Source organism: Alteromonas sp. CNT1-28 (assembly GCF_022348345.1).
In the GTDB taxonomy this organism is placed as follows: domain Bacteria; phylum Pseudomonadota; class Gammaproteobacteria; order Enterobacterales; family Alteromonadaceae; genus Alteromonas; species Alteromonas macleodii.
This window is the reverse complement of sequence record NZ_JAKREZ010000001.1, coordinates 30,175-56,417: the sequence shown is the minus strand read 5'-3', so window position 1 is coordinate 56,417 and position 26,243 is coordinate 30,175. Positions and strand designations below refer to the sequence as shown.

The following is a 26,243-nucleotide window of genomic DNA, read 5'->3' as shown; positions in this document are numbered from 1 at the left end:
CCCCTTCGGCCTATTCGCCATTTGATGGTGTTGAAGCCATAAAGGGATTCGGTGTTGTCGTTAGGTCACTGGCTCGCGCTGTGACGTCATAGAGTGTGTACTGCAAGGTAAAAAACGTAATTTCTTCAGGTAGCTGAGGGTCTACATAAAACTGCATGGGCATATAGGCTTCACTACCCGCATCTAATGGCTGCTGATTGAAGCAGAAGCATTCAGTCTTGTTCAGGTACAGTGCTGCCGTTCCGGGGGATACCGAGGGAATGGCCTGAGCTACGATATTGCTTGATGCAGGGTTTCTCACATAAAACGACACCGTATTAAGTTCGCCAGGGTGCACTTTCACGCGCTTGGTTTCAGCACGAAACTCCCACGGCATACCGGTATTTGTGCGAGTAATAAACTCGACGGTCACTTCTCGCGACTCATCAATCTCAACCGATTGATAAACCGCAGCCGTGCCTTCGGTTTTTCCGTTAATTCCCGTAACGTCGCAAAATACGTCGTACAAGGGAACAAGGGCAAAGCCGAAGCCAAACATGCCAATGACAATAGCAACAAGTTTAATAACCATCTTGTTGTTTGCGCTTTGCTGTGACATCACGTGACCTCCGGGTAAATCCATAGATGAAGGTTGGTAAACGCTTGCTTAGTCGTTTATCTCCCTCACCACCTGCAATGTGTGAATGTCATTCCCATCGGCTTTTGCCGGTTGAAAGGAATGACCTATTCACAACTCCACCTACCGTTACTTAACGACAGGTGGCGTTTCAAACGTGTGATAAGGAGCGGGTGATGGAATTTCCCATTCCAATCCTTCTGCGCCGTCCCAAACTTGCGCTGATACCGGCTCACCTTGCTTTTTGCATGCCTTGATAAGCAGGGCAAGAAAGATGAGCTGAGATAAACCGAATGCAAAACCACCCAGGCTTATCCATTTATTAAAATCAGCGAACTGCAATGCATAGTCAGGAATACGGCGTGGCATACCAGCCAAACCCACAAAGTGCATAGGGAAGAACAACACATTGACCGATACCAATGAGCACCAGAAATGCCATTTAGCTAAGGTTGTGTCATACATTTTTCCCGTCCATTTAGGCAACCAGTAATACACCGCAGCCATGATGGAAAAGACCGCGCCAGTTACCAGTACATAGTGGAAATGGGCTACAACGAAGTAAGTGTCGTGATATTGGAAGTCCACGGGCGTGATCGCCAACATTAGCCCTGACAACCCACCAATGGTGAACAGCACAATAAAGGCAATAGCGAACATCATTGGCATTTCGAAGCTCAGTGAGCCGCGCCACATGGTCGCTACCCAGTTAAACACTTTCACGCCAGTAGGCACCGAGATAAGCATGGTGGCAAACATGAAAAACATTTCCATGTACACCGGCATGCCCGTGGTGAACATATGGTGAGCCCATACAACAAAAGAGAGCAGCGCAATCGACGCCGTGGCGTACACCATAGACGCGTATCCAAACAGCTGCTTTCGAGAGAAGGTAGGAACAATTTGCGAGATAATGCCGAAAGCGGGCAAGATCATAATGTACACTTCAGGGTGCCCGAAGAACCAGAAAATATGCTGGAACATAACCGGGTCGCCGCCACCAGCAGCATCAAAAAAGCTCGTGCCAAAGAACTTATCAGTTAACACCATGGTAACCGCACCGGCGAGCACTGGCATTACCGCAATCAGCAAGAATGCCGTGATAAGCCACGTCCATACAAACAGCGGCATTTTCATCCAGGTCATGCCTGGCGCACGCATGTTAAAGATGGTCACAATCACGTTAATCGCACCCATAATGGATGAAATACCCATGATGTGAACAGAGAACACAAACAACGCTGTCGAATCGCCACTGTAAGTCGTTGAAAGGGGCGCGTAGAAAGTCCATCCAAAAGCAGGGCCGCCGCCTTCCATAAAGAGCGAGCTCAATAGAATGAGAAAGGCGCCTGGTAAAATCCAGAAGCTCCAGTTATTCATGCGCGGTAACGCCATGTCAGGGGCGCCGATCATCATGGGAATAAGCCAGTTTGCGAGCCCAGTAAAGGCTGGCATTACTGCACCAAATACCATGATAAGCCCGTGTACCGTAGTCATTTGGTTAAAGAAGTTTGGCTCTACAATTTGTAGACCGGGTTGGAATAGTTCAGCGCGGATCACCATGGCCATCGCACCACCAACTAAAAACATAATAAAGGCAAACCACAGGTAAAGTGTGCCTATGTCTTTGTGGTTAGTGGTAAACAACCAACGCGTTATCCCTTTAGGAATATGATCGTGGTGTTCATGGTCATCATGTAGGTGACCGTCATGAGGCGCAGAGGTATCTGGCGAAATAACTTCAGTTGCTTTGCTCATTGTCTGCTCCTAGTTTCCGTTTGCCACTGCGTTGACATCTTTGGCTTGAACCATATCGCCAGTTTTATTGCCCCAGGCATTTCGCTCGTAAGTGACTACGGCGGCAATTTCCTTAAGACTTAGCATTTTTCCAAACGCTTGCATGGCTGTTCCTGACTTTCCATGCAGCACGATGTCAATGTGACCTTGCTGATCTTCTAGTGCCATCTTGCTGCCTTTTAATGCCGGGAACACGCCAGGTAAACCTTCACCATTTGGCATATGGCAAGCAGCGCACGTTGCGTTGTATACTCGCTCGCCCTCTTTCATCAGTTCATCCATAGACATATTCATAGAAAGTAGACGCTGCTCTTCTTCTTTTGCTTTACGAACAATCTCTTCTTGTTCGCCCATCCACTTTTCAAACTCGGCGGGTTCTTTAGCAATTACCACAACCGGCATATAGCCATGGTCTTTACCACAAAGCTCTGCGCACTGTCCGCGATAAATACCCGGCTCATTCACCTTGGCCCAAGACTCGTTAATAAAGCCGGGGTTGGCATCTTTTTTCACGGCAAAGTCAGGAACCCACCAAGAGTGGATAACGTCGTCAGAAGTAATAAGAAAGCGTACTTTTTTCCCAGTAGGAATAACCAAGGGACGGTCGACTTCCAGCAGGTAGTTATCTGTTTTCTGAAATTTGTTTTCTATTTGCTCGCGCTGAGTGGCGAGTAAAGAATAAAACTCTACATCGCTATCCATGTACTTGTAGTGCCATTTCCATTGAGAGCCTGTTACTAACACCGTCATGTCAGGCTCAGACGTGTCTTCCATAGCAATTAGAGTATTCGCTGCGGGTACCGCCATGAAAATAAGAATAAGGAAAGGAATAACGGTCCAAGCAATTTCGACCTTCACGTTTTCGTGAAAATTAGCTGGCTTGGCACCACGGGACTTTCTATGTAGATACATTGAGGCGAACATCACGCCAAAAACTACAACCGCGATACCTACACAAATGAAGAACATCAACATATGGAGGTCGTATACCTGCCCACTGATGTCGGTAGCACCGCGTCTCAAATTAAGCGAAGAGGCTTCTTCGCTTGCTTCTTGCGCAAAAAGCAAAGGGGAAAAAAGCAAAATTGGTATACTAGAACACCATTTTGCGAAAACGGTCGTTAGTTGTTTCACTCAGCACCTCCGTAATGGCGTGGTCAAAGACGCTGATTAATTTGCGCGATGCCCTACCAAATGGTTTGCGAACGATTGACCCATAACCTCAACTTGTAAAACAAATTTAGAGTCATTGTTATTATTTTGTTAATCTCTGTATAAGAATTGCGCAATAATGTCGTGCCGTCTAGTCTTTTCTATTAAAAATTTAACGAAGTGGTTAATTTTTAATCATTTACTAAAATGGTCGCGGGGGATTTCACGTGCAAAAAGAGAAAGCCATTGCTGTGGGATGCCCTTGGAATCAAACAGGCATTTTGAACACGGGGTTAAAGTAAATGCTCGACTAACTAGTTAAGAAATCAATAAGTAATCGATTACTCAATGTCGATTTCAAACAAAATTCAAAATAAAAAATGGAAAATACTTGAAGCATTCATAGAAAGAATAACGTGAGTAATGATAAAAATAAGCGCGCAGAAAACCAACAGGTTTGCTGGGCAGGATAAAACCTAAGTTGGCAGATTGAAGAAAAAAACAGGAACAAAAGACATAAAAAAAGCGGCTAACGCGCCGCTTTTATACAAACAAGCTAAAATACTACATCCAGTCAGCGTTTCTGATCACACCCACCGCAATGCCTTCTATCGCAAAATGTTCAGTCGCCAAATCAACTTTTATTGGTGCAAACTCATCATTCTCAGCATGAAGCAATACTTCACGCCCGCGTTTCTCTAGACGCTTTACGGTGACGTCTTCATCTACACGCGCCACAACCACCTGACCGTTGTGTACATCAGTGGTGCGATGAACAGCGAGAAGATCACCGTCTAAAATACCAATGTCTTTCATGCTCATACCGTTAACGCGTAGCAAAAAGTCGGCATGGGGTTGAAACAGTGCAGGATCGACTTTGTAGTGCGATTCAACATGCTCTTGCGCCAAGATCGGCTCACCGGCTGCAACACGCCCAATTAACGGTAGGCCTTCTTCTTCTTGTGCGTCGTTATCAAGAGGGATATTGAGCTTAATGCCACGAGACGTACCAGGCAAAATTTCAATCACGCCTTTACGCGCCAATGCTTTCAAATGTTCCTCTGCTGCATTAGCAGAACGAAAGCCAAGCTGACGGGCTATTTCCGCACGAGTAGGCGGCATTCCCGTTTCTAACATGGTTGTTTTAATAAGTTCTAAAACTTCGGTTTGTCGAGCTGTGAGTGGGCGCATAAAAGACCTGTCTGTTCATACAGTTCCTGTAAGTATATACACCTAAAACTAAATAACAAGCACTTGCCGCGTCTTTTGCGATCTGCAATAGCCTACGACAAGTGCTTTCCTCTTATTTTACGAGAAGAGCCATGTTCGGGTTACTAATTTGTAACTCCAGCTCCCCATCACTATTTTGACGTGTGCGCATGCCTTCAACATTATCGAGCCCAAGTCCAGGGCTTTGCCACACCACATTGCCTTTATTATCAACCTCAACCACGCGATATGCGATGCTGTCATAATAATTGTACGAATAGTCATTCTCGTTAGGCTGGTAGATAGCGAGAATCGACTGATTAGACGACGTCGTTGGAACAGCCGCTATATATTGAGGGTAGAATGACGGTGCTATAGCGTCTTTGAGTTCTAATGCATCGCTCGCCACGTCATAAACATTGATGGTGTTGTAGTTTCTATTTAAACACGCAAATTCAAGTTCGCTATCACTATCAAAATTTACCGTGAGCAATTGGTCACAATTGGTTTCCAATTCATTCAATCCAACAAATTCACCATCCTGCATTTTATAGAGCTTGAGCGAACTATAGCCCCCAACAGCAAAATAATGCACACCGTCTTTTTCAGAGGCAGCAAGCGCATTAATTGAAAAATCGTTAATGATTGAGTCGATAAGCACCTGATTCTCGATATCAAACGCTTTAAGTCGATTGTTCTCAATAATAACTGCATCGGCGTAACTATCGTTATTTACGTCAATGGCTTCAATAAACGAAATTTCACTATTCTGATTATTGTTCAGTGTCCACTGAATAGCGTTATCTGTAAGTCTCACGACATTAAACGACGAACTATAATCCAGTGCCCCTATTAGTAACTCACCCACACCGTCATTGTTGTAGTCTGTAACGACCGGTTTGCTATAGTTATAGACATCTTCGCCAACCTCAGCACTTATCGCAAAGTTATCCTCTTTATCTACCGATAAAATCTGAATAGATGATTCGTAACTACTTGTATCGCTAACAAAGACGGCTCTTTCATCATTATCGCCATAAGGTGCCCAACCCGCGGCATGATATCTACTCGCGCGCGGCGCACCTTTTATATCTGACAAGGCATATTCACCGTTGGCATCTTGTTGCGCTACTAAAATTTGATTCTCACCAGTCCAAATAATGTCGTCCACATTGTCATTGTCTAAATCGTCAATGAGAAGTGACATGCCACTGTAAGTGTTGTGGTTAAGAGCCCACTGCTCAGAGATTTGTCCCGCTTCTAATGCAAAACCTCTAACTTGTCCCCACTGACACTCGGAGACAACCACTATTCCTTCTGTAGCTGGGCTTTCTTTACTATAGGCGATATCACAAATGTCACCATGTTCCGCCGTTGCCAAACTGCTTTTCGATACTGCTGAGTAGATTGAGATATCATTCCAACTATCGGCACCGATGATTTCATCTACACCATCGTTATTCATATCACCCAGCACAACAAATGCGTCGCTGAACCCGCTACCGTATAGCCATTGGTTGGCACCGCTTTCGATATCAAATACATAACCATTGTTCGTTACCATTTCTATCGATGCGTCATCATCTACGTTACCAAAAGCAAGGTTATTGACGCCGTCAATATCGTACTGTTGCAACTGCTCACCTGTGCGAACATCTACAATGGCAATAGAAGTCGCATTGTAATATTCGCTCCCATATAAATAAGCAACTTCATCAACTCCGTCACCATTGATGTCGTAAAATAAGCCAGAAATAATACTATCTTCAATAATAAACACCGCTTCTGCGTTACTTTCGCGGTCTTTTATTACAGACAATCCCTGTTGAGTAAGAAGGTAGATTTCATCATTATTGTCACCATCAACATCTTGGGTATGCACGCTTCTAATTTCGCCTTTAGTTGGCAGTTTATACGGATACACATAGGTATTTTTAAGCGTATTGCCTTCTAGCGAAAATGCGCCCACGTTGCGAGCATTTACCGTGATAAGTTCACTTACACCATTGGTCGAAGCAATAGCAAAGCCGTGATTATAAATTGGTGTCATCACAGTAGTACGAGCATAAGCCGGGGCCTTGTCCGCATAAGAAGTGATTTCGAGCGTTTGTTGGGATTCAGTTCCGTCTAAGCTAGCGAAACTAAACATATAAGTTTGAGCGTTGAAAAGTTGATTCGCAGGTACATTCCAGGTCATCAGACCTTCCGCATTTAACGAAGCACCGGGAGGCGCTGAAATAAGCTCTCCCGCGACGTCATCGTCAACTCTGTCTGGGTCACTCATCGATACGGTAAACTCTACGTATCCGCCCGCAGTTACTACTTCAGGCATGTTCGATGCAGTGAGCGTCATAGGAGAATTGCCGATCTCAACGAAAGTAGGCTGGGATTCAACAACGTTAATACCGTCTGACACCACCATGGTAACTTTAACTTCATCACCGAAGACTGCGCTGTAAGGTGGCAGCGTGGTACCATTAACATCGTCAAGGACTACACCATTTACATACCAGCGAAACGAAATCACCAGCTCTGAGTCGGGAGTATCTGAATCATGATAGTAGCCAGGCTCAACGGTGACTTCATCTGTGGTATAGACAGTCTCATAGGCATAGTAATAAGGCTGATTCACTACAGGAGGTACGGATATCGCATCGATATCTGAAAGCGCAAGGCCAGTATGATTTCCGCTGGCAAACGCTGTTAGATTATTAAAGTATACACCTACATCGTAAATATCATCGCCGTTGTTATCTTCGCCATAGCGAACTGCGCCATCAATAACGTCAATTCCAGCCGTTTTATCTCCTTTTACGACCAGCGAGCCAGATGACGAATAGGGAAGGTCGCCCTGATCAGAAGAATATGCAAAGTCCAATTTGCCTTTAGACGCAATGTAGATTGAACCATTAAGTTCAGACACGAAGGTGTTGTTTGTCACCCCTTCTGCTGATGTGCCACTGACCTTGTAAGTTTCACCATTGTGCGTGACAGTAAGATACTGCCTCGTCTCTTCATAAAACGTACCTGTTTGTGGGCGGTAGCGAAAATCAACACTTAAGTAGCCTTTTAATGTTGTGCGCACGCCACCGTCTAGCATAGACAAAGTAGTGAAATAAGACGTTACTTCGGAGCTGTTTTCACCTGCGTCAGTAATAACTAGCGAAAATTGTCCGTCATACCGAGTGGAGTCGTAATATTGAATGCACTGATCATAGTCTACAGTAATCGTTCCTTTACCCGTGTCTTCATCAAGCTTACCTGAGTATGTTACTGATCCTGATTCATAGCACTCGGTCGTACCTTCAACGTTGCCGTTCTCATCTAGGAAGGTGTAGATATCATATTGATCTACATAGGGTGAGCCACTTGTATTGTCACCAAAGAGCGTGATGTAAACCTCTTGTACTGCGCTGATATCCACAGTAGAGACTTTCGTTTCTCCACTGTAGTTCGCATCAGCATAGGTGGTTGCCGCCGAGTTTAGTCGTGACTCTGAGTAATCTAAAGGATTTGATAAAATTTCTAGTGCTGTCGGCTCAGGTGGAGGTGGTGGGTTTGTAGGTGGAGAAGAATCAGAGCCACCTCCACCACCACACGCAGTTAGAGCTAAAAGAGAAAAAAGGCCAGAAAAACCCAAGCGCGAAGTTTTCATACATCGTCCCTGATTTAAAAGGCATGTCGGCTTTTTAGTTAAAAGCTCAAAACAAGCCTGATTATTAAGTTTAATAAAATATTCGTTTTTTATAACTTAACTTTATCAATCTAGCAACAGCGCCTTGAGCGTATACGCTTATATTTAATGTAGGCGAAGCCACGTACTATTATTATTCATCCCATACGACTTGGTTTCTGCCCTGCTCCTTGGCTCTGTACAGCGCCTTGTCAGCAAGCGATAAGAGGGCGCTGAAATCCGCCTCAAAGGTGTCTTTGATAAATGTTGCGCCGATGCTGATCGATAAATTCATCGTGTCTGTCTTGTAGGTCACCCTTCCTTCTTCAACAGCAATGCGCAGTGCTTCTAGCTGCCTATGGATCTCTGCTTTCTTGTCACCTATCATGACTATTGCAAACTCTTCTCCTCCTAATCGAGCCACGACATTTGGCGCTTGATTATGTTTAGCTATTTTTCTCGCAACAGCAATAAGCGCCTGATCTCCAGCATCGTGACCGTAGGTATCGTTTACTTTTTTGAAGTGATCAATATCGACGATAGCAACACATCCACGACAATGTTGTTCTGAAAATGAAATGCACTCGTCAAGGAACGCGCGTCGGTTATAAAGGCCCGTTAAAGAATCGGTCATCGCCAAATGCCTAAGCTTCTCTTCAGCAACGGCTCGGGCTTCCTCAAGCTCTACTGCGTAGAACAAGCCAGCCAATGCATCTAAAAAGGGCTGTAGAAACTCAGCATCTTCGTCAGTGTAGGTATCAAACTTATTCGCTAAACCGACCATTCCCACTACTTTATCTTTCACTTTTATAGGTAGGCCTAAAAATCGGCTAATGCGCGGATGACCGTGCGGAACACCTTTGGAATTAGGGTGACTGTTTGGCGCATTACTAATGGTAACTTCTCCCGTTAAAATTGAGGTTCCAAAAAGGTTATCGAAGTTACTAAAGTAGAGGTTTCGTTTTTTGTATTCTGCATATTGAGAAAAGCTACTGTTATCCCAAACAATTTCAGAAATCGCATGAATGAAAAGTCTAGATGAGCTACCGTCTCCTTTCATTTGGCCGACAAAGGCAAACTGGCTATCTGAGATATCTATGAGTTCAGCCAGTACGGACTGACACGCCATCGTCAAGTCATTGTTTTGCAGATATGATGCCCGGGTTTTATTGATAAATTGAAGGAGCTGGGTTTTCTTTCTCTCATGCAGTTCGCTTTCCATTCGTTGCGTTATATCTCTGTGAATACCTGCTATACGAACCGGCTTACCTTGGGCATCTGTCTCAACGGTTTTCCCATAACTTTCAACCCAAACCCAAGAGCCATCAGTGTGTTTCATGCGAAATGTGGTGTTAAAGACTTTGCTCTTACCAATTAGATGCATGTTGAGCTGCTTTTCAACTTTGACGTAGTCCGCGGGATGAATGAGCTGTCTAAAAAAGCGGGAGCCACTGTCGTAGTATTCATACTCAAGACCAACAATGTCGCACCAGCGCTTGTTGACTTGATTAACATCGGCGGCCAAGTTCCAGTCCCATGTTCCTAACTCTGAAGCCTCGAGTAATAAACGCATCCGCTGATTGGTTTTGTTGAGCTTATCTTCCACATACTTTTGGTCACTAGTGTCAAACAAAAATGCTTGAACCGAGTACAACATGCCGTCTTCGCGAAAATTTGCCGTTGATATCATGCTCACCCAAATAGTACGCGTTGGCGTCTTTATCTGAAGACGGCAGGTGTGCGTTTCCACACCTTCCATGTGGGCCTGCATAGCAAAGGTAAAATCACCCTCCGCCTCCTCAGACAGCACCTCACTCAATGCCACCGTTCCAGTGAGCAAATCTTGGGGGGAAACTCCCAATACACGCTCACTATTTTTCGAGATATACACCAGCCTCAACGACGTATCATAGCGCCACGTTGCCAACACAATAGGAGACTTCTCAATAAGCCCATGCTCGCGTTTAAGCGCTTCGTGTTCTCTTGAAAGCGAAATATGCTGACTAACCAAAGCACCTATTCTCTCTAAAACTTCTAAGTGTTTTGCGTCTATTTCTCTTGGCACGGTATCAATTAAACATACGGCACCGATTACCTGATCATTTATCTCGATCGGCGTTCCTGCGTAGAAACAAATGTGAGGTTCTCCGGTGACGAGAGGATTATGCATAAACCGTGGATCTTCTTGCGCGTTGCTAACAACCACCTGCTTGCGCTCTTCAACAACATGACTACAGAACGCATGTTCACGAGTGACTTTAGAAAGAGTGGTTCCGTAGTGTGCTTTAAAGGTTTCTTCAAACTCTCCGACGACGCCAATGAGTGCGATCGGCACCTTGTATGCCTCTGCGAGCACCATCATTAAATCATCAAGATCCAACGGTACTTCGCTATTGAGCATAAAGTCATCAATTGTCTTTAACCGGCTTTGATCATCCACTACTGCTTGCTCATATTCATTTGCCCTTATAAAAGTAGTAACAGTCCGGCTGTACCGCAATTAAATACAGCTAATGTTACGTTCTCTGTATTCGAACCCATTATAGAAATGGCTGTAACTCACAAGAAAAGGAGAAGGGCGCTTTTGAACTTCCCATGTTATGGATAGTCATTACAGCATGAGAAGCGATGAAATTGGCTTGTCGCGAGATTGTGACGCGTTTGTGTTACACTTCACCCGTTTTTATTTCATAGGATTACATAATTCATGTCGTGGATGCGAAAAGCCCTTCTGTCGGTATTTCATTATCCTGTTAAGTTACTGGTTAAAGCCCACAGCATTCCAGTTAACGTTGAAACCGAATTAGGAATAGATAAAAGTAAACCTATCGTTTATCTACTTCCCACCAACTCAGTGACAGACCAACTTGCACTGAGAATGTCGACTAAAGCGCTAGGTTTACCTAGTCCTACAGAAACCCTCACATTAGCGGGGCGAGAGTATTCGTCGACCTTATTTTTACGCAAAACCCAGCCTCTTTTCCGTTCGTCGGCTAAAGATACGGGAATTGAAGACGTTTTTACTGACCTCTTTCATTTGCATAGAGACCATGAAAACCTAGATTTACAAGTTGTTCCTGTCTATGTGACGTGGGGCCGTGCCCCGGGTCGTGGTAAGCCAGGCTTAAGCGATCTCATTGCTGATAAAGCGGCGCCAAGTTGGCTTCGTAAGTTGTTCATTGTGCTGTTTTTGGGCCGCGACAACTTTATTAACTACTCTAAAGCCGTTTCTGCACGCGCGATGTCCAATCAACATGGTAGTGACCAAAGTATTGCACATAAGCTTGTGCGCGTAGCAAGCACTCACTTTCAAAGAAAGCGCCAAAGCATGACTGGCCCTACGCTGTTAGAGCGCCAAGAACTCAATAATAGTGTGTTGGGCTCTGATGCAGTGCGTCGCGCTATTGCTGAGGAATCACGAAGCAAGAAGGTGTCTCATGAAAAAGCGAAAGAGACTGCCCAAACCTACATCACAGAAATCGCGGCAGACTACCGCGAAGGGCTAATTCGTTTTGGCGACAGGCTACTTACCCGTATATGGAACAAAATTTATAACGGTATTAGTGTAGGTCATGCCGATCGCATTCGTGAATTGGCGGCTAATGGTCATGAAATCATCTACGTACCGTGCCACCGTAGTCACATGGATTACCTATTATTGACTTACGTGATTTATCACGAGGGTATGGTTACGCCACATATCGCTGCAGGTATCAATCTGAACTTTTGGCCGGTTGGAAAAATGTTCCGTCGTGGCGGTGCTTTTTTCTTACGCCGCAGTTTTGCAGGCAACAAGCTCTACACAGCTGTTTTCAGAGAATATCTAGAGCTGCTGTTTAACAAAGGCTATTCGGTAAAATACTATCCCGAAGGTGGCCGCAGCCGAACCGGCCGTTTGATCCCACCGAAAACGGGCATGCTAGCCATGACCATTCAAGCCATGCTCAAAGGCGTTAACCGTCCAGTTAGTATCGTGCCTGTTTATATCGGCTATGAAAACGTGATGGAAGTGAAGAGCTATTTGAACGAACTCAAAGGCTCTAAGAAGAAAAAGGAATCTAACCTTCAGGTGTTCTCGGCTATTCGTAAACTCAAGAATTATGGTCACGGATACGTGAATTTTGGCGAACCCATTGCGCTTAACCAGTTTCTTGAAAATCATGTGCCTAACTGGCGAGATTGTCGCGATGCCGAGCCAGAGAAAAAACCAGCGTGGCTGACACCTGCGGTTAACGAACTGGCCAATAATGTCATGACGCGAATTAATCGCGCAGCGGCATTAAATGGTATGGCGTTAGCGTCGTTATGCTTACTGTCTTCTAAACGACAGACCATGAGTGAAGCTGAGTTAAAACAAGCAATGGGCGATTTCATGGACTTGTTTAAAGCGGTACCGTTCAGCGATGATGCCACCATTCCAGATTCATCAGCGGAAGAGCTACTGCGCGATACGCTGAAATTAGGCCGCTTTGACGTAAAAGAAGACGATTATGGGCGTTTGATCAGTCCTCAACCAAAATCAGCGGTATACCTTACTTATTATCGCAACAACATTTTGCATTTATTCGCGATCCCAGGTCTTATTATGGCGTCTATCTTCGCGAAGAAAGGCACCACGAAGAACAGTATTTTTCAGCTTATTGCGGCGCTTTATCCGTTGCTGCAAAAAGAGCTGTTCTTGCACCTTACCCAAGATGAAGCGCTTGCGCATACTGATGCGCTTATAACAGCACTACTAAACAAAGGATTGTTGCGTCAGGAGAGCGATGAACTGTTGCCGCCAGATGCACACTGCAAACAATTCCACTCAGCATGGCTGTTAAGCCGATGCATGCAGGAAACGCTTCAGCGTTACGCGGTGGTATTGACCATTCTTGATAAAGAAAAAGTGATTAGCCGAAGTGCGCTTGAGCGCGAAAGTAAGCAAGTGGCTGAACGCTTATCTGCTCTCTACGGGCTAAGCTCACCAGAGTTTTACGATAAGAACGTGTTGTCTAGCTTTATTAGTGCATTGAAAGAAAACCACTGGCTGGACTCTGAAAAAGATGGCAGCTTGAAGTACTCAGAAGAGTGTGAAGCCTTACGCGCTGACGTTATGGCCCTGATTTGGCCAGAAATGATGCAGCATTTGGAGAACGTTACACTAAACGCTTCGAATTAAGGCGACGCTAGCTGGCTGAATTTGCCAGCACTACGGAGCTTAGGTAAAAAGAGAAAGCCCATGCTACTGCATGGGCTTTTTATTGCGCGTCAATCTATCTTGGCAGGCATTGAAAATCCCCATACTTCATTGATAGATAGACGCTAGATAGTGCCGCTTCGTATCGCTCCCCGGTAAACCTGCGCTTAACGCGAAGCAATACAAAGCGAAAACGGGAGATAGGCTCGTTTCGCCTGTTTCGCTATTTAGACCTTCGCTGGTTGCGACAGGAAAAAACGATAGGCGGGGTTGTCTGTTACTTCTTCAACCTTATAGCCTAACTCAGCAACATGCTGGTTAAAGTCATCTCTACTTTCTGGTGCGATATCAAAGCCTGCCAATACCAAACCTTCTGCTGCGCCATGGTTGCGATAGTGAAATAGGGTAATATTCCACTGTTCACCTAACGTATTTAAGAAGTTCAGTAGCGCACCCGGACGCTCAGGAAATTCAAAGCTGAAGACTTGCTCGTTGAGAATAGTTGGCGGACGGCCACCAACCATGTGACGAACATGGAGCTTCGCTAACTCATTATCGGTTAAGTTAACGCAGTCATACCCTTTGCTTTCAAGGTCGCTTTGCAGTGCAGCAAACTCTTGCTGCCCGCCTTTAAGCTTAACGCCCACGAAAATATGTGCTTCGCTCTCACTGGCATAGCGATAGTTAAATTCTGTGATTGCTTTTGCCCCAACGCACTCGCAAAACTGTTTAAACGCACCTTTGTTTTCAGGAATTTTAACCGCAAAGACCGCTTCTTTCTGCTCACCTAATTCACAGCGTTCAGACACATAGCGAAGGGTATGAAAGTTGATGTTTGCGCCACACAGAATGCCGCCTAACTTCTTACCTTTGAGTTCGTGTTGCTTAGCGTACTTGCGAATTGCCGCCACCGACAATGCGCCCGCAGGCTCTGCAATAACACGGGTATCATCAAAGATATCCTTAATTGCTCCGCATATTTCATCATTAGTAACCGTAATGGTTTCATCAATTAAACGATTACACAGACGGAAAGTTTCCTGCCCCATCACTTTAACAGCAACGCCATCAGCAAAAATGCCGACGCTTTCAAGCTCGGTAGGCGCGCCTTGCGCCTTTGCTTTAATGAAACAGGCCGATTCTTCCGACTCTACCGCAACGATTTTTATGCTTGGTTTTAGTTGCTTTAAGTAAACCGCAATACCAGCGGCTAAACCACCGCCACCCACAGCAATAAATAAGATATCGAGGTGTGGGTTTTGCTCTAGCAACTCTCGCGCGACTGTACCTTGCCCTGCAATGACATCGGGGTCGTCAAAGGGCGGAACAAAGGTATAACCGTGGGTCTCACATAATGCTTTTGCATGGCTACTTGCTTGATCAAAGCTGGTGCCATGCAATACCACATTCACGTTTTCACCGCCGAAGCGTCGTACTGCGTCTACCTTGATATCAGGCGTGGTTTCAGGCATGACAATAGTCGCCTGAATACCTTTCATTTTTGCACTGTACGCTAAGCCTTGCGCATGATTACCCGCCGAGGCGCCAATTACGCCAGCTTGCAATTGCTCGTCGCTTAGTGAGCAAATACGGTTATAGGCACCGCGCAGCTTAAAGCTTTTTACCGGCTGCTGATCTTCGCGTTTCAGAAAAATTTCATTGCCAAGCTCGGCTGAAAGCAAAGACATATAGGAAAGTTCACTTGCCACTGCTACATCGTAAACAGGGGCAAGTAAGATCTTCTTCAAATATTCATGATCGCTAACGTGTTCGGCTGCCATTATAGATTTTCCAGCTTAGTCACATCACGCACTGCACCTTTATCGGCACTGGTTGCTAACGCCGCAAAGGTTTTAAGAGATGTGGAGACTTCACGAACGCGATCTTTCGGCTTCCAAGGCTTATCACTGGCTTCCATTTTCGCGCGGCGTTCTGCTAATTCTTCATCGCTAATAGCAATATTGATACTTCTATTGGGGATATCTATTTCAATTTTATCGCCATCTTCCACTAGACCAATGCCACCACCACTGGCGGCTTCAGGTGAGCAGTGACCTATAGACAACCCACTGGTACCGCCACTAAAGCGTCCGTCTGTTACCAAAGCGCAGTGCTTGCCTAACCCTTTAGATTTCAAGTAAGACGTTGGGTACAGCATTTCTTGCATACCCGGGCCGCCGCGGGGACCTTCGTAGCGAATGAAGACCACATCACCGGCTTTTACTTCATCGCCCAAGATACCTGCTACCGCATCATCTTGGCTTTCGTAGATTCTCGCAGTTCCGTTGAATTTAAGAATAGACTCATCTACGCCAGCCGTTTTTACAATACAGCCATCTTCAGCCACATTACCGTAAAGCACGGCTAGGCCACCTTCTTGACTGAACGCATGGTCGATAGAGCGAATGCAGCCGTTTTCGCGGTCGTCATCGGCTTCGTCCCAGCGACAATCTTGGCTAAATGCTTTTGTCGTGCGAATACCCGCAGGACCCGCGCGATAAAAGGTAATAGCGTCTTCGTTTTCAGGGTTAGTGATGTCCCACTCGCTGATAACGTCGGTAAGCGGTTTTCCTAAAACATGATTAACATCGGTGTTCAGCAAGCCAGCCTTATTTAGCTCGTTCAAAATACCCAAAACGCCACCCGCTCGGTGTACATCTTCCATGTGATATTTGGGTGTTGAAGGTGCCACTTTGCATAGGTGAGGGACTTTGCGAGACAATCTGTCGATGTCTGCCATAGTAAACGGCACTTCGCCTTCCATTGCCGCTGCTAACAGATGCAAAATGGTATTGGTCGACCCCCCCATGGCAATATCCAAGCTCATGGCATTCTCAAAAGCCTTAAAGTTGGCGATATTACGTGGTAATACACTGTCATCATCGTCGCCGTAGTAACGCTTGCACAGCTCAACAATTTGTTTGCCCGCTTGTTTAAATAAACCTTCACGATCGGCGTGGGTAGCCAGCATAGAGCCGTTGCCCGGCAAGGATAAACCTAACGCTTCGGTTAGACAGTTCATGGAGTTCGCGGTGAACATCCCTGAACATGAGCCGCAGGTAGGGCAGGCTGAGCGCTCAATTTCGTCGGTATCAGCATCGCTAACTTTGTCGTCAGCAGCCGCTACCATGGCGTCAACCAAGTCTAGTTTAATAAGCTGGTCTGAAAGCTTGGTTTTACCCGCTTCCATTGGGCCCCCAGACACAAAAATGACCGGTACGTTCAAGCGCATAGACGCCATTAGCATTCCCGGGGTAATCTTGTCGCAGTTAGAAATACAAACGATGGCATCGGCGCAATGTGCGTTCACCATGTATTCCACTGCATCAGCAATGATTTCTCGAGATGGTAAGCTATACAGCATACCGCTGTGCCCCATGGCGATACCGTCATCCACTGCGATAGTGTTGAATTCTTTCGCCACACCACCCGCTTCTTCAACGCTGCGTGCCACTAATTGGCCGAGATCTTTTAGGTGAACATGCCCAGGTACGAACTGCGTAAATGAGTTCGCAATAGCAATAATAGGCTTGCCGAAATCAGAGTCTTTCATTCCAGTTGCTCGCCATAACGCGCGAGCTCCCGCCATATTTCTACCTTGGGTGGTAGTTGCTGAACGTAACTTGGGCATAAATCCTTCCCGTTAATTTAAGGTTCTAGGTTTAGGCGCTAGACCTTTTTGTGAAACTAAAAAACAGTGGTAAACCAGTAATGCTTTGGCTCAACTTCCAATACGCGCTGTTTTACTCAAAATTGCATGTCATACTGATGATGTAACACATCATCTAAGGTCGTTCAAAGCGAGGAGCAACAAAGCCTAACTGCTAACACATCAGTAGCGCTTTGTTTTATATGATATATTTGACATACAATACCTATATCCATTGGCATTGTAGTTATGAAATGTTGTTCGTTAGAGGTTATGGCTTTACCTCATCACTCAATATCACGAACCGTAATCTCAACAGTACGTTTCGATATTGGGCAAAGAAATAGCATGAAACATAAGGCCTGATCAAGTATTTTGCGGTAGGAATGGCGAGTTTTTAAGGGTAGTAAAAGGGTACAAGAAGATGTTTGATTGGTTTCATTGGTTAAACTTAGCGGGGGTTGCAGTGTGCGCAATTTCCGGCACCCTGATGGCCTATCAAAAGCGTATGGATGGATTTGGCGTGGTCGTGCTTGCCAGCGCTACCGCCATTGGCGGCGGAACACTACGTGATGTCATGTTAGATGTCCCGGTCTTCTGGATTGCCGATACCGATTATTTATACACCACACTGATAGCCGCCTTTATACCCATTATCTGGCTGCGTATTAGCCCACGCTTTCCTTTTCACTATTTATTGATCGCCGATGCTTTCGGGCTGGCGCTGTTTAACGTAGTAGGCATAGAGAAAGCCTTAGCCAACGACACAGGCATGGCCGTGGCGGTTGCCATGGGCACCATTACCGGCGTGTTTGGCGGTCTGTTACGGGACGTTATTTGCCGAGAGGTACCGCTGGTACTCAACGGCGAACTGTATGCAATGACCTGTATTGCAGGGGGCGTGGTTTATGGAATAGGCATGCAAATGGAACTCGCCACACAGTGGTGTGGTATTGCGGCCCTTGTCACAACCGTACTGTTTAGGCTTGGCGCCATGCGCTGGCATTGGCAGCTACCCGTTTTCTACAACGACCACCACTAGCACTAGCCTAAGTTTGCTGAGCAGGATCATTACATGCCAAGCGTTTTATGCACTCTCAGTAGATCCCATCGTTAGTACAGTTACATCTTATCCCGACTCTCTCTAAAGTTTACGCCGACTGCGTTGGCTTACATTTTTACCGCGCTGACACGTTTGCGTTTCATAACCACGAATCATAAGTATTCAGCGAGAGGAGGTTGTTTAGATTATGGGAATGGCTGTTGTTAAAACCTTTGCAGGGCAGGGCGTGGCAGCGCCAGAGGTAAGTGTAGAGATTCACCTAGCTAATGGTTTACCTGCTTTTCAACTGGTCGGCATGCCAGAAACCAGCGTTAAAGAAGCGCGAGAAAGAGTACGCAGCGCCCTGATAAACAGTGGTTTTGAGTTTCCCGCAAAACGAATAACCGTCAATTTAGCGCCAGCAGATATTCCCAAGTTTGGCGGGCGGTTCGACCTTCCCATTGCCGTAGGCATTTTAGCTGCGTCGGGCTACATCTCAGACATTAGCCTACTTAACATTGCCTTTGTGGGCGAGCTTGCATTAAACGGTGAAATAAAGCCGGTTAACGGGCTTATTCCTGTTGTCATGGCAGCCGCAAATGAAGATATTGCGCTCGTATATCCGGGGGATAATGACGTAGAGGCTGCATTGGTTTCTCACGCAACGCGCTATCCCGCTTTCGATTTACTGTCTGTTTATGAACACCTTACCGGCAACAAAAAGCTCGCCAAAGGCCAGCCGTTTACCTCGCGAGCACTTAACAGCCCCCTTTCAGGGTGGGATGACATTATCGGCCAAGAGCAAGCCAAACGAGCCCTGATCATCGCGGCAAGTGGTGCACATAATCTTTTGATGGTTGGCCCTCCTGGCACAGGTAAAAGCCTGCTCGCCAGCCGATTGCTGTCGCTATTACCCGATATGAGCGAGGAAGAAGCGTTGGAAGTGGCTGCCATTCACTCTGTGAAAGGCGAAAAACTGCATGCAGAGCGGTTTTTAACCCGCCACTTGCGTTCGCCCCACCATACTAGCTCTGCGGTGGCACTTACTGGCGGCGGCTCTAACCCAGTGCCAGGTGAAATATCGCTGGCTCATAATGGTATTTTGTTTCTAGACGAACTGCCTGAATTTGGGCGAAAAGCACTGGATGTATTGCGCGAGCCACTTGAAACCGGCGACGTGCATTTGTCTCGTGCTTCAGGAAGCGCGACATACCCCGCTAACTTTCAATTAGTAGCGGCAATGAACCCAAGCCCGACAGGTGATATTGATGATAACCGACTAACCCCGCAGCAACAGCTCAACTACTTGAACCGATTATCGGGCCCACTGCTTGATAGAATTGATATACAAGTCGAAGTGCCGCGGCTACCTGACTACGACCTGCCAGAGCGTGCCAATAGACCTGACGACTCGTTACACGCAACGCGAGAGCGAGTCATTGCAGCTCGTCACAAACAAGGGCTACGGCAAGGTAAGCCAAATGGTGCGCTGCACGCAGGTGAGCTTGCCGATATATGTCTGCTAGATGACGCTGATTTGCAGTTTCTACAAGCCGCTGCTAAACAGCTTAATTTGTCTATGCGGGTGTTTCATCGCACGTTAAAAGTGGCGAGAACCATTGCAGATCTTGAAGATGAGCACGCCGTATCGCGGGCGCACATTGCAGAAGCATTGGGCTATCGCGCCCTCGATAACCTTATTAAACAGTTGAGCACTAGCTAAGCACCAGCTATGCCTTAAACTTACCCACGCGTTTGCAAATTAAGCTGCATAAAGGCGTTTATAAGCGGCTCGTTTTGCTTATCCTGCAAGCAGCATAAACCTAAAGCATAAGGCTCAATATCTTCAACAGGTATTTGGGTTACCGCATTGGCCATACTGGAGTGATCAAGTACCACTTTAGGCACAAAACCCACGCCACATTCAAGAGCAACCATACTTACAATGGCTTCGTTTCCCCCTACATAGGCATATACGTTAGGGCGAATACCGTGTTCGGCAAACCAGTGATAGGCGGTACGACGGGTTGGGCCGGTTTCAGGCATAATCACCTGATGTTTGGTCCAGTCCAACTGGCTTAGTTGAGTAAGTCGCCACTCTCTTGGGGCAATAAGTACCAAAGGGACATTATCAAGCGCAGTGAAATGTAAATCTGTCGGCATATCAGGGGTGTAGATAGCAATAGATAAGTCGCACTGTTTGCCTTTCACTTTTTCTATCGCAAGGGCAGGATCGCCGGTAATTAGGCGTATATCAACGCCCGGGTGCTGTTGCCTGAACTGTCTAAGCATAGCGGGTAAGTGGCTTTGACTGGCGGTAACCGAGCAAAATACGCTGAGCTCCCCCTGTAGTGCGTCGTTGTCCTCTTTTAAATCTATTTTTAATTGCTGCCAATCTGCCAGCGCTTGTTTAGAGAATGACAGCAGCTTGTGCCCACTGTGGGTAAGCGCCACTTTGCGGTTGTCACGCTTGAATAGCGTACAGCCTAACTCGTCCTCAAGGCGTTGAATAACCCGGCTTAACGTAGAAGGCGACACATACATGGCCTCGGCGGTAATGCCAAAATGTAGGCTGGTAGCCAAGTGATTAAAGAGCTGTAGACTACGAAAATCCATATACATTTCACTTTTTGCAATATTATCTTGCAAATATATCATTTTCCAAAACAAAAGAAATCTTTTAGTCTCAATACCAAGTCGTCATAGACGAGGTCTGTCAACGCCAAGGTCGGTGTTTGATATTGACAAAAATGAATGTTGTTCGGAAATTTTTATGGCTAATTATTTCAACACCCTGTCACTTCGCCAGCAGTTAGATCAGCTTGGCCGCTGCCGTTTCATGGCACGCGATGAATTCGCTGACGGTTGTCAGTTCTTAAAAGGCAAGAAAATTGTCATTGTAGGCTGCGGCGCGCAAGGTCTTAACCAAGGCCTGAATATGCGTGACTCAGGGTTAGATGTCTCTTATGCGCTGCGTCAAGCGGCCATTGATGAGCAACGCGACTCTTACAAACGCGCCTCAAGTAACGGATTTACCGTTGGTACATACCAACAACTTATTCCAGAAGCTGATGTGGTTTACAACCTAACACCTGACAAGCAGCACGCTAGCGTTGTAGAAGCCGTTATGCCGCTTATGAAAGAAGGTGCGACATTAGGTTACTCTCACGGTTTCAACATTGTTGAAGAAGGCCAGCAGATCCGTAGCGATATCACAGTCATTATGTGTGCACCGAAAAGCCCAGGCTCTGAAGTACGTGAAGAATATAAGCGTGGCTTTGGTGTACCAACACTTATTGCCGTGCACCCAGAAAACGACCCAGAAGGTAAAGGTTGGGATCAGGCTAAAGCACTAGCAAGTGCAACGGGTGGTGACCGCGCAGGTGTACTTGAATCATCATTTGTGGCTGAAGTTAAATCGGACCTAATGGGCGAGCAAACCATTTTATGTGGAATGCAACAAGTAGCAGCCGTACTCGCGTTCGAAAAAATGGTTGATGACGGTATTGACCCAGGTTACGCAGGTGCACTTATCCAGTACGGCCTAGAGGCCATCACTGAAGCACTTAAGATTGGCGGTGTGACTAACATGATGGACCGTCTTTCAAACCCTGCGAAAGTGAAAGCGTTTGAGCTTTCTGAGCAGTTAACTGATTTACTTCGTCCGCTATTTGAAAAGCACCAAGACGACATCATCAGCGGTGAGTTCTCTCGCACCATGATGGAAGATTGGGCAAATGGCGATGCGAACCTACTTAAGTGGCGTGAAGAAACCGGTGAAACCGCGTTTGAAAACGCACCAGCTTACGAAGGCGAAATCAGCGAACAAGAATTTTTTGACCACGGCATATTGTTAGTTGCCATGATCAAGTGTGGTGTTGAAGTTGCGTTCGACGTAATGGTTGAAGCCGGTATTCTACCTGAGTCTGCGTACTATGAATCACTGCATGAAACACCGCTTATTTCTAACACAATCGCACGTAAGCGTTTGTATGAAATGAACGTGGTTATTTCAGACACAGCAGAATACGGAAACTATTTATTTGCCAACGCAGCAATTCCGATTTTGCGAGAGAAATTTATGCCTACCATTGATACCAGCGTTATCGGTAAGGGTTTAGCAGCTACTTCTAATCAAGTAGAGAACAAACGCCTTGTTGAAATAAACGAAGCCATCCGTTCACACGGTGTGGAATCAGTAGGTAAAACCCTGCGTGGCTACATGACTGACATGAAAGCCATAGTTGTGTAAAAACAGAGGTTAAGACAGTTTCTGTCGTTAGGTGCTTAACTAAGCCCTCTTGCCCGACCATTTTGGTCGGGCTTTTTTATGCCTGTAATTCAGTAAGTCACATCTCTCTTTACAGCGAACTGCTTCTACTCCAAAGCGTTTACTGACCTTACCTAGTTAAGAAACAACCACTTCCCGAACACGCTCAGCGAAGCGAACTGACACATAAGCCAGTGCAAAAAAGATAAGAAAACCCCAACCTATTGGCATCAAGTTCCCATTTAAAAAACTATCGACAATAAGCGCAACGGGCACTGAGAATAAGCTTGAAAAGCAGCCAATAATTGCAGCACCTAAGCCTGCCATATCGCCAAGAGGCTGCATTGCCATAGCGTTTAAGTTACCAAACAGTATGCCCACGAAGAAAAAGCCAACAAACATAACGGCCACAGTCGGAATTAACGGCGGCAGACCATCGTAAGCCAATAACAGTGCCAAATACACCACCGCAAAACAATTTACGCCTTTAAGCGCAAATCGACAGAGCTTGCGCATGCCGAAGCGCATTACCATTTTTCCGTTAAAGTAAGAGGCAAGACCGATAGAAAAGGCAAGAGTAGCGAAGATATAGGGAAACCATTCACCTACATTGTAAAACACAGTAAAAATGGTTTGTGACGCGCTTAAATACGCCAAAAACGCCCCAAAAATACAGCCCATCGCAAAGGTGTAACCCATCACTTCGGGGTGGGTCAGGATAAATTTTGAGGATTTTAAAAAATGTGCGCGCGAGAATCTTCTGCGCTTCGCCCGAGGCAAGGTTTCTCCCTGTCGAGAGAAAAACCAGATTCCAGCCATAGTAGCCACTATGAGGAACATAGTGAAAATATGGAACCATGACGTCCATTCCATCACCGTTTGTCCGATAATGGGGGCCAACATGGGCACCAATATAAACACCATCATGATAAACGACATGACTTTTGCCATGGCATCACCCACGTATAAATCACGAATAATGGCCATGGAGGCTATTCGAGGACCAGAAACACCAAACGCTTGAATAACCCGCCCCACCAGCATGGTCTCTAGGTTGGTAGCCAGCATGCACACAAAGGTACCAAGAGCAAAAATACACAGCCCCACAAGAATAGTTAAACGACGGCCACGGCTGTCTGAAAAAGGACCAAAGAACATTTGCCCAAACGCCATGCCTAAAAAGAACACGGTTACAATCAAATGGGTGTGATGGGCCTCCTCTACATTTAGAGCTTCACCAATTTGAATAAGCGCGGGCAACATAGCATCTATACTGAGTGCTACCAGCGATGTCATGGTCGCCATCAACGCAACAAATTCAACAAGGCCAAGGGCAGGCTTTTGCACAACTGCAGTATCATCAGATACGCCATTAGATGTCTGGGGCATAAAGTCTCGAATATGAAATAAAGTGGGGAAATTAAAAAGGCGCGAATATTCGCGCCTTGTATAGTATACCTGAAATTTGGTTAAAAAGCCGTCAACTCACACGCGTTTGTCGTAAATACTGACATGTTTAACGGAAGCTATTCGGTTGTAAGGTCTGCCGCCATCGTCTCGCCGCTTTTGGCTGGTTTCAAATACGCATCCAAAAATGCATCCATTTCTTTAAAAAACAAATGTCGATTACGCTGAATAGAAAGGTGGTGATCGCCACTTTCAAGCTCTACATACTTAAAGACTTTATCGAGGTCTTCCAATTCGTCAGCCATGTACCGACTGTGAAGAGGCGGAACAATACGGTCTTCTTCGCCATGTACAAGTAAAATAGGTGTCTTGATACTTTCCGCATTGTAATAAGGTGAACGCGCTTCTAAATCATCGTAATCGTCCCCAATCTGATTTTTAACGAATTCATTGTTCAGGAAACGGCGAGAATGAATGACGACGTGTTTAAGTGAACTTACGCCAGCAAAGCTCACCGCACACTTAAACAGATCCGGGGTTTTAACAGTTGCCATCAGGGCGGCGTAACCGCCATAGCTAGCGCCCACAATACACATGTTGTCTTGCTCAGCGTGCCCCTGCTCTACCATCCAGTTTGCCGCATCGGTGATATCATCTTGCATAGCCAAGCCCCAACCTTTCATTTGGCTTTGCGCAAAGCTGTACCCATACCCTCTAGAACCTCTAAAGTTAGGCCTTAGTACTGCATAACCTTTCGATGTAAAATACGCTGTCCAATAGTCGAAACCACTGAAATCTCTTGCTCCAGGGCCGCCGTGGGGATGAATAATGGTAGGAAATGGGCCTTCGCCTTTTGGTAAGGTCAAATACGCTTCGATTTTGATGCCGTCTCTGGCTTCATATTCAATTAACGTATGCTCAGATAATTTTGCCGGATCTATTTGAGCATACTGCTCAAAAAGCATCACTAACGTGCCTTCTTTACGGTCACCCAGCAAATAAACTCCTGGTAAGGTGTCAGACTCTGAATAAACAATATATGTTTGTTCGTCGTCGCTAAAGCTCACTAAGGTATTGTCGTAATCAGGAAGACCAGCATCGATACCATTTTGAAGAGCAACGTAACGTTCATCCCAATAATGTCGACCGTCATGGCGTACTCCTATTGCATCTCGGGTAACCGGTGAATAGATAAGGCTACCATTTACATCATACCCTTCATCAGCATACACCTCTGTTCGCTCATTAGTAGTAAGGTTTAAGGTGTACAATGCACGGAAGTCTCCTTTATAACCTTTGAAATAAAGAATATTTGGGTCTTTTGCAAAGCCAACTGGGTATTCACCCTTGTCAGACATAGCGTTGTAAGCAAATAAGGTGCGCCAATCGTCTCCTTCTTTTAGAAAGACTTCTCGCTCTCCTGTATCGTAATCAAGTGAAACACCTATACGAACGTTATTTTGTTGGTCCGTCATCCAATCTCTAATGCGTTTTTTCCCGCGAATAATGCGACTTACGCCACCATCATTAACATTGATTTTGTAAACCGACGGCAGCCCCAACACCTCAGCGTCTAAGGCAATTAGAATATGTTCTGGATCGTCAGGCAGCCAGTCGATAACGTCATCGTGAAATTGAGGAATGTGGTTCGGGTTACCTGCTCGACGCTTTATTCTCTCCCATTCAACCAAGTTGAATGCACCGCCTTCACCGTCAAACTTAATGCTTAACAACCGTGTGTCGTGAACTTTCGTGGTGCCACGGCGGGTTTCGTAACGAGCGCTAACCACCAGCCGTTCATTGTTCACCCAGTTGTACCAGTTAATTTTTACGCGTTCATTGTCCGATCGCAGTAGGTAGTGCTTTTCACCCTTTTTTAAGTCGTAAGTGGCAAGCATGGCAAACGCTTCTTCTTGCTCAACGTTTTGAACAAAAGCGATTTTTGAGCCATCGGGTGACAGCGACGGAGTCCAATAAGTTGGCAAAGAACTGAATTTTTCGTACTCGGGTTCTGCCTTAGTTTGATCTGCGCCCAGTGTGGAGAAAGAGCAAACCAACAGTAGCAAAGTAACTAGTGTCGTAGGTAAGAGAGCCTTATTAGAAGACATAACATTCCCTTGTTGTTTTTTATTGTTAGTGGAACTTAGCTTAGGCAAAAAACTCGAAGTTAAGTTACGCAGAGTATACTCACTCATGCCCATATGTACAAAAACAAAGCAATACTAGGCTCTATGTTCAGTGAGTGGATG

15 protein-coding genes are annotated in these 26,243 nt (G+C 45.8%); 4 read left to right on the top strand and 11 right to left on the bottom strand.

The window, feature by feature from the left end:
- Window positions 1-10 precede the first annotated feature (10 nt).
- From MHN02_RS00225 to MHN02_RS00200, 6 genes are all read right to left on the bottom strand, one after another.
- On the bottom strand, window positions 11-598 hold the full coding sequence (locus MHN02_RS00225; RefSeq protein ID WP_014951384.1) for a cytochrome c oxidase assembly protein: 588 nt from the start codon (window positions 596-598) through the stop codon (window positions 11-13).
- A gap of 147 nt (window positions 599-745) precedes the next feature.
- Window positions 746-2,374 (bottom strand): cytochrome c oxidase subunit I, encoded by a 1,629-nt coding sequence (gene ctaD, locus MHN02_RS00220; protein ID WP_039228778.1) that lies wholly within the window; start codon window positions 2,372-2,374, stop codon window positions 746-748.
- Window positions 2,375-2,383: 9 nt separating this feature from the next.
- Entirely contained in the window at window positions 2,384-3,547 is a 1,164-nt protein-coding gene (coxB, locus tag MHN02_RS00215) for a cytochrome c oxidase subunit II (protein WP_014951386.1), read from the bottom strand.
- Between the two features lie 582 nt (window positions 3,548-4,129).
- Window positions 4,130-4,756 carry a transcriptional repressor LexA gene (lexA, locus tag MHN02_RS00210; RefSeq protein WP_014951387.1) on the bottom strand — a complete coding sequence of 209 codons (627 nt, stop codon included), beginning with the start codon at window positions 4,754-4,756 and terminating at the stop codon, window positions 4,130-4,132.
- Between the two features lie 112 nt (window positions 4,757-4,868).
- Complete coding sequence (locus MHN02_RS00205; protein ID WP_187446254.1) at window positions 4,869-8,429, bottom strand: hypothetical protein; 3,561 nt, start codon at window positions 8,427-8,429, stop codon at window positions 4,869-4,871.
- A gap of 172 nt (window positions 8,430-8,601) precedes the next feature.
- Entirely contained in the window at window positions 8,602-10,887 is a 2,286-nt protein-coding gene (locus MHN02_RS00200; protein WP_239244048.1) for a diguanylate cyclase, read from the bottom strand.
- Window positions 10,888-11,154: 267 nt separating this feature from the next.
- Between MHN02_RS00200 and plsB the strand changes: the two genes are divergently transcribed.
- Window positions 11,155-13,608: a glycerol-3-phosphate 1-O-acyltransferase PlsB gene (plsB, locus tag MHN02_RS00195; protein WP_239238980.1), complete on the top strand. Its 2,454-nt coding sequence runs from the start codon at window positions 11,155-11,157 to the stop codon at window positions 13,606-13,608.
- Between the two features lie 245 nt (window positions 13,609-13,853).
- Here the strand turns inward: plsB and ilvA are convergent, their stop codons facing one another.
- Window positions 13,854-15,407, bottom strand: coding sequence for a threonine ammonia-lyase, biosynthetic (gene ilvA / locus MHN02_RS00190; protein WP_239238977.1), 1,554 nt, complete (start codon window positions 15,405-15,407; stop codon window positions 13,854-13,856).
- Window positions 15,407-17,257 (bottom strand): dihydroxy-acid dehydratase, encoded by a 1,851-nt coding sequence (gene ilvD / locus MHN02_RS00185; protein WP_014977810.1) that lies wholly within the window; start codon window positions 17,255-17,257, stop codon window positions 15,407-15,409. Before ilvD ends, ilvA begins: the two co-directional genes overlap by 1 nt.
- A gap of 442 nt (window positions 17,258-17,699) precedes the next feature.
- On the opposite strand from ilvD, the gene MHN02_RS00180 reads away from it, so the two are divergent.
- Complete coding sequence (locus tag MHN02_RS00180; RefSeq protein WP_014951393.1) at window positions 17,700-18,317, top strand: trimeric intracellular cation channel family protein; 618 nt, start codon at window positions 17,700-17,702, stop codon at window positions 18,315-18,317.
- A 208-nt stretch (window positions 18,318-18,525) separates the two neighbouring features.
- Window positions 18,526-20,040, top strand: coding sequence for a YifB family Mg chelatase-like AAA ATPase (locus MHN02_RS00175; protein WP_239244046.1), 1,515 nt, complete (start codon window positions 18,526-18,528; stop codon window positions 20,038-20,040).
- A 20-nt stretch (window positions 20,041-20,060) separates the two neighbouring features.
- On the opposite strand, the gene ilvY is transcribed toward MHN02_RS00175, so the two are convergent.
- Entirely contained in the window at window positions 20,061-20,933 is an 873-nt protein-coding gene (ilvY, locus tag MHN02_RS00170) for an HTH-type transcriptional activator IlvY (RefSeq protein ID WP_239244044.1), read from the bottom strand.
- Between the two features lie 157 nt (window positions 20,934-21,090).
- Between ilvY and ilvC the strand changes: the two genes are divergently transcribed.
- Window positions 21,091-22,569, top strand: coding sequence for a ketol-acid reductoisomerase (gene ilvC, locus MHN02_RS00165; RefSeq protein WP_239244042.1), 1,479 nt, complete (start codon window positions 21,091-21,093; stop codon window positions 22,567-22,569).
- Between the two features lie 156 nt (window positions 22,570-22,725).
- Here ilvC and MHN02_RS00160 read toward each other — a convergent pair whose 3' ends face one another.
- Both MHN02_RS00160 and MHN02_RS00155 read right to left on the bottom strand, forming a co-directional pair.
- A complete protein-coding gene (locus MHN02_RS00160) occupies window positions 22,726-23,976 on the bottom strand; it encodes a multidrug effflux MFS transporter (protein WP_239244040.1) in 1,251 nt (416 codons plus the stop codon).
- Window positions 23,977-24,113: 137 nt separating this feature from the next.
- The gene (locus MHN02_RS00155) at window positions 24,114-26,102 is read right to left on the bottom strand and encodes an alpha/beta fold hydrolase (RefSeq protein ID WP_239244038.1); all 1,989 of its coding nucleotides are present in this window, start codon (window positions 26,100-26,102) and stop codon (window positions 24,114-24,116) included.
- Window positions 26,103-26,243: the final 141 nt, after the last annotated feature.

Bases quoted from the DNA above. Each gene is read 5' to 3' on its own strand.
- MHN02_RS00225 (WP_014951384.1), bottom strand. From the start codon at position 598: ATGTCACAGCAAAGCGCAAACAACAAGATGGTTATTAAACTTGTTGCT.
- ctaD (WP_039228778.1), bottom strand. From the start codon at position 2,374: ATGAGCAAAGCAACTGAAGTTATTTCGCCAGATACCTCTGCGCCTCAT.
- lexA (WP_014951387.1), bottom strand. From the start codon at position 4,756: ATGCGCCCACTCACAGCTCGACAAACCGAAGTTTTAGAACTTATTAAA.
- MHN02_RS00205 (WP_187446254.1), bottom strand. From the start codon at position 8,429: ATGAAAACTTCGCGCTTGGGTTTTTCTGGCCTTTTTTCTCTTTTAGCT.
- plsB (WP_239238980.1), top strand. From the start codon at position 11,155: ATGTCGTGGATGCGAAAAGCCCTTCTGTCGGTATTTCATTATCCTGTT.
- ilvA (WP_239238977.1), bottom strand. From the start codon at position 15,407: ATGGCAGCCGAACACGTTAGCGATCATGAATATTTGAAGAAGATCTTA.
- ilvD (WP_014977810.1), bottom strand. From the start codon at position 17,257: ATGCCCAAGTTACGTTCAGCAACTACCACCCAAGGTAGAAATATGGCG.
- MHN02_RS00180 (WP_014951393.1), top strand. From the start codon at position 17,700: ATGTTTGATTGGTTTCATTGGTTAAACTTAGCGGGGGTTGCAGTGTGC.
- MHN02_RS00175 (WP_239244046.1), top strand. From the start codon at position 18,526: ATGGGAATGGCTGTTGTTAAAACCTTTGCAGGGCAGGGCGTGGCAGCG.
- ilvY (WP_239244044.1), bottom strand. From the start codon at position 20,933: ATGGATTTTCGTAGTCTACAGCTCTTTAATCACTTGGCTACCAGCCTA.
- ilvC (WP_239244042.1), top strand. From the start codon at position 21,091: ATGGCTAATTATTTCAACACCCTGTCACTTCGCCAGCAGTTAGATCAG.
- MHN02_RS00160 (WP_239244040.1), bottom strand. From the start codon at position 23,976: ATGCCCCAGACATCTAATGGCGTATCTGATGATACTGCAGTTGTGCAA.
- MHN02_RS00155 (WP_239244038.1), bottom strand. From the start codon at position 26,102: ATGTCTTCTAATAAGGCTCTCTTACCTACGACACTAGTTACTTTGCTA.